This window comes from Mesorhizobium sp. M7A.F.Ca.CA.003.01.2.1 (assembly GCF_003998945.1).
In the GTDB taxonomy this organism is placed as follows: domain Bacteria; phylum Pseudomonadota; class Alphaproteobacteria; order Rhizobiales; family Rhizobiaceae; genus Mesorhizobium; species Mesorhizobium ciceri.
Genome location: NZ_RZRA01000389.1, coordinates 1 through 4,898 on the forward strand (window position 1 = coordinate 1; position 4,898 = coordinate 4,898).

Annotated in this window: 1 protein-coding gene and 1 pseudogene; one reads left to right on the forward strand and one right to left on the reverse strand. The window is 64.8% G+C overall.

What is annotated here, in order from left to right; all coding sequences use genetic code 11:
- Window positions 1–687: pseudogene (locus EN969_RS16825) on the forward strand (acetoacetate--CoA ligase); the annotation flags it as partial.
- Window positions 688–1,011: 324 nt separating this feature from the next.
- On the opposite strand, the gene EN969_RS16830 reads toward EN969_RS16825, so the two are convergent.
- Window positions 1,012–4,794: a PAS domain S-box protein gene (locus EN969_RS16830; RefSeq protein ID WP_063170076.1), complete on the reverse strand. Its 3,783-nt coding sequence runs from the start codon at window positions 4,792–4,794 to the stop codon at window positions 1,012–1,014.
- Between the last annotated feature and the right edge of the window lie 104 nt (window positions 4,795–4,898).

Here is a 4,898-nt window from a genome sequence, read left to right on the forward strand (position 1 = left end):
GTCTCCTGATTCGTGCTCGGCGTGCCGACGCAGCCGGTCTGGACCGGCGAGATCCAGGGACCCGGCCTCGGCCTGGCCGTCGATGTCTGGGACGACGACGGCAGGCCGGTCCGACAGGAGAAGGGCGAGTTGGTCTGCGCAAAAGCCTTTCCGGCGATGCCGATCGGCTTCTGGAACGACCCCGATGGCAAGAAGTACCGGGCGGCCTATTTCGAGCGCTTCGACAATGTCTGGTGTCATGGCGATTTCGCCGAATGGACCGAGCATGGCGGCCTCATCATCCATGGCCGCTCCGACGCCACGCTCAACCCGGGCGGGGTGAGGATCGGCACGGCGGAGATCTACAATCAGGTCGAGCAGATGCCTGAGATCCTGGAAGCATTGTGCATCGGACAGGACTTCGACAACGACGTGCGCGTCATCCTGTTCGTGCGCCTGGCCGCCGGCGTGCAGCTCGACGAGGATCTGGAAAAACGCATACGGGCAAAAATCCGTAGCGGCGCGAGCCCGCGTCACGTGCCGGCAAGGATCGTCGCCGTCACCGACATCCCACGCACCAAGTCGGGCAAGATCACCGAGCTTGCGGTGCGCGACGTGGTGCATGGCCGCGCCATCAAGAACAAGGAGGCGCTCGCCAATCCAGAGGCGCTTGAGCTGTTCAAGAACCTGCCGCAATTGGCCGAGTAGCTGCTAATGCATGTCGCTCAAAAGTGGCCCGGTTTTGAGGCAACGACACGTATGAAAAAGTGACTTCGGAATGGTTAACGAAATATCTCGCTAGAATTTACCTAGATTTCATGAGTGGTACACATTCGTAAATTTTCCGGCGCCCCGGTAAGGGGTTGTTAAGGTCCGGCGTCGATAGTCGCAGGTAACTTGAGGGAGAAATCCCGTTCCTCAGCCCCGAGGATCCGAATTCGCTCAAGCCCCCGTTGTGACAGCAATCCCATCTCTTAAGGCGCCTTTGGGCGCCTTTTTCTTTTTATCGGGATCGAAGCGTGGAGGGCTGATCTATTCCGCGAGCACACGGGTCGATGGAAAAGCGACCTCGACCAAGGTGCCTTCGCCCGGGGTCGAATTGATGGTGAACCGGGCACGGTTGGCTTCCACCATCGCTTTGGTCAAAGGCAGTCCAAGCCCGGTGCCGTCGCCGCGTCCGCGCTTCAGCGCGTTGATCTGCTTGAACGGCTTCAGCGCCTGCTCGATCTCGGCATGGCTCATGCCGATGCCGGTGTCGCGCACCCGCATGACGACGTCGCCCGACGTCTCATAGGCGGTCGAGACGATCACCTGGCCGCCGGCCTGGGTGTAGCGGATGGCATTCGACAGGATGTTGAGCGCGATCTGGCGCACGCTGCGCAGGTCCGCCACCACTTCCGGCAGCCGCGAAGCGAAGCTGGAGCGGATGATGACCCGTTCGCGATTGGCCTGCGGCTGCATCATCGCCACCGTCTCGGCCAGCGTGTCGTTGAGCGACACCGCCTCATAGGCCATCTCCTGCTGGCCGGCCTCGATCTTGGAGATGTCGAGCAGGTCGTTGACCAGGTCGAGCACATGATTGCCCGAGCGGTTGATGTCGCGCAGATAGTCGCGGTAGCGGTCGTTGGCGACAGGTCCGAACTTCTCGTCGACCATCAGTTCGGAAAAGCCGATGATGGCGTTGAGCGGGGTGCGGATCTCGTGGCTGATGCGGGCGAGGAAATCGGTCTTCTGCGAGGACGCGCGCTCGGCCACCGCACGTGCCTGCGTCAAGTCCTCTTCGGCCCGCTTCCACTGCGTGATATCGCGAACGACGGCGCAGAAGCCGCTGTCGTTGGGCAGCCGGCCGATGGTCATGAACAGCGGAATGAAGCGGCCTTGCGATTCGCGACCGATCACCTCACGGCCGTCGTTCATGACACTCGCCACGCCGGGCTCGGACAGTCCGTTGAGATAGTCGCGTGCCGCGCGCTGACTTTCGATGGCAAACAGCGAGGCGAACGGCTTGCCGGTCACATCGTCGCTGTCGAAGCCGAACAGTGCTTCGGCCGGCCGGCTGATCGATCGGATGGTGCCGTCACGGCCGATCAGCACGACGCCGTCGGTGGCGGTGTCGATAATGGTGCGCATCTCGGCGATGCGCACCTTGAGCTCGGAAATATCCGGCTGCGTCTGCTCGTCGCCAACCACATGCAGGCTCGCCGGCGCATCATCCTCGCCGGAGCGTCGCACGACCAGCATCAGCGCCTTGCCGTCGCGCCAGGGGACAGAGCGCAAAATGGCCTCGATCGGGAATTCCTGTCCATCACGCGTCTTCAACCGCAGCGCGCGATCGGTGCCGTCGGAAACGCCGTCGTCGGCATAGGGGTCGGCAAACAACGCGCCGAGGCCGCCGGCATCCGCCAGATCGTCGAGCGCCTCGTAGCCGGTCAGGCTGAGGAATTCCTCGTTCGCATAGTGCAACTGGTCTCCGGAATGGATGAGCAGCGGCACGGGCAGCTTACCGAGCAGCGACGTGTCCGGGGCCTTGTGTTCATCTCCGGCGGAAAACGCCGACGGCACGAACCCTTCGGCCTTGAGCGGCGGAACCTGCAGGCGAGGGCGCTCGACGCGTATTTCCGCAGCGTCGCCTGCATTGACGGCCTGCGCGGCAACCGCCTGCTCGTCAGGCGATGCGGCTTCCTCGTCGGGCTGCGCCCAATCCTCGCTGTCTTCGGCATCGCGAAAATCTGCTGACGTCATGCTGTCGTCATCGAGGACATCATGTGTCGCGTCAGTGGCTTCAGGCTCTTCGCCGGGCGAAACCGCAGCGGTGTTCTCTGGTTCCGCCGCCACGGGGCCACGTTCGTCATCTTGGCCGGCATAGTCCAGCAACGAGCCCGTCACATTCATCCCAGGGGGGGCTTCACGAGCCGCTTCGTCCGGGTGACCGTCAAGCCGTGCCAGATCCTGCTCGTCTTCGGCATCGACATCGGTCTCGGATGGCTCGACCGGTTCGTTCTCTGGCCCTGACGCAGGGATGCCGCCGGTGCGCATCGGGTCGTCGGACGCCTTGACCGGAGCCTCGGTCTCCGCTGCCGACGCCTCAGCAGTCTCAGTCTCTGGTGGCTCGACCGGAGCACTCTCCTTCTTCAGCCGCTCGCCGATTTCGCGGAAGGCGCTGCGTTCCAGGGTCGAGAGGCCCTTGTCGTTGGCTGGCTGGCGATGTTCGGCGAGCCGGATCACCTTGTCGGCAAAGCGCCGCTCCTGTTTCGGCACGATGGTCAGCGCCGGCACCTCGCCCTTGAACGGATCCGATGCCTGAGCGTCCTCGGCCCTGGGCTCCTCAGCGTTCGGCTGTTCGGGCGCGGGTTGGATGACTTGCGGTTCCGGCGTTGCCGGCGCCCGGCCATTGGGCACCAGCGCCATGCCGATGGCCTCCGGATCGACGACCGCGTCGCTGGCGCGGGCAACGCCGAAGCCGCGGAAACCCTCGAAGGCGCGGCTGCGCCCATAGACAGGCAGCGCCGCCAGGTCGACGGGTATCTTCAGATCGGTGCCGACGACCGGCCACAGCACGGAGCGTCCGGACCAGGTATCGCGCCGTTCGAGGAGCCCCGATATCTCGCCCGAGGGGTCGAGGCCGAATGTGGCGGCGACATCCCTGAAGCGTCGGCCAATCACGTCGGCCGCCGGCTTGCCGACGATGTCGGCGAATTCCGGCGACAGCGCGCTGAACTTGCCTTCGGCATCGGTGCGCCAGACGAAGCGCACCGGCGCCGCTGCGCGGTCTATCGCCGAGACGGTCGTCGGCGTGGCCGCGGAGGTGGACTGGACTTCCAGGGCCGCCGGTTCTTGAGGCGCTTCAGGTCCGGACGCAGCTGGTCGCGGCGCCTGTTCCCCTCCGTCCTCGCCGGCGTTGAAGTACCAATGGTCGTGTTGCGCCGGTGTGGGCTCTGCTGCCGCCTGATCGCTGTTGGCAGCCGTCGGCGCCTGCCCGATCACGTCGGTGATCGCATGCGGCTGCGATGCGGCGACGTCCTCGGTCGGCAGTGCGGCGCCTGGTTCCTCGGTCGGCGTCTCGCCACCCTGTTCCGGCTGCGAAGCCGCATCGCCAGCTGGTGCCGCCTCGGCAATGGTTTGCGTGAGGTGTTCGCCCGCAGGGGCTGTGTCGTCGAGCTGGTCCTCGTCGATCACCACCAGCAGATGCCGCTCCTCGGTCAATCTTGCCAGCCCCGCCGGGTAGGAGGCCGTGCCGCCCGGGACAAGGCGCTTGACGATGCGGTCGCTCTCGGCTGCGACGTCGGCAACCAGTGCTGCCAGCGTCTCCGGCAGGATGCCCAGTGCCGAAAATCCTTCCGAGGCCGCCTCAACGTTGCCCCTGGCATCGACAAAGGCGATGAAATGACCATCCTCGGTGAAGCCGCTAATGGCGCGCGCGGCGATTTCGCCGGCACTGCGTGACCCTGTCTGAGCCGCCGGCACTGCCAGCATGATCGCCTTCTCGGCGTCCGGCATGGTCACCGCACTGGCCAGGAAGCCGACGGCGCGGCTGGTCATGCCGGTCGCCAGCCGCACCATGATGGCGCGGTCGCTGCCAATCTCGGGAAATCCGCTGGTCGCCATGATCTGGCGCCTGGCGATCACGGGCAACTGCGCCGAGGCGCCTATGATCGCCTCGATGTCGGGATAACCGAACATCGCGGCTCCTGGCCCATTGGCCCAGATCACCTGCTCCAGATCCGCCGACAGGATCGCGATCGCGTCGCCTGCGGCAAAGCGCTGGCGGACCGCGTCGAGCACGGCGACATCAAGGAAGGAATATTCGGACGGCATGCGCTTGGCGGACCTCACGGAGCGGCGATTTTGCAGTTAACGCTTTGTTAATAAAAGCCGGAGGCGCGAAGGTCCACAAGCCAGAACGTGCAAAGGCTGGAATC

What these genes read in the sequence shown, in the direction of transcription:
- EN969_RS16830 (WP_063170076.1), bottom strand. Translation starts at nt 4,794, where the DNA reads ATGCCGTCCGAATATTCCTTCCTTGATGTCGCCGTGCTCGACGCGGTC.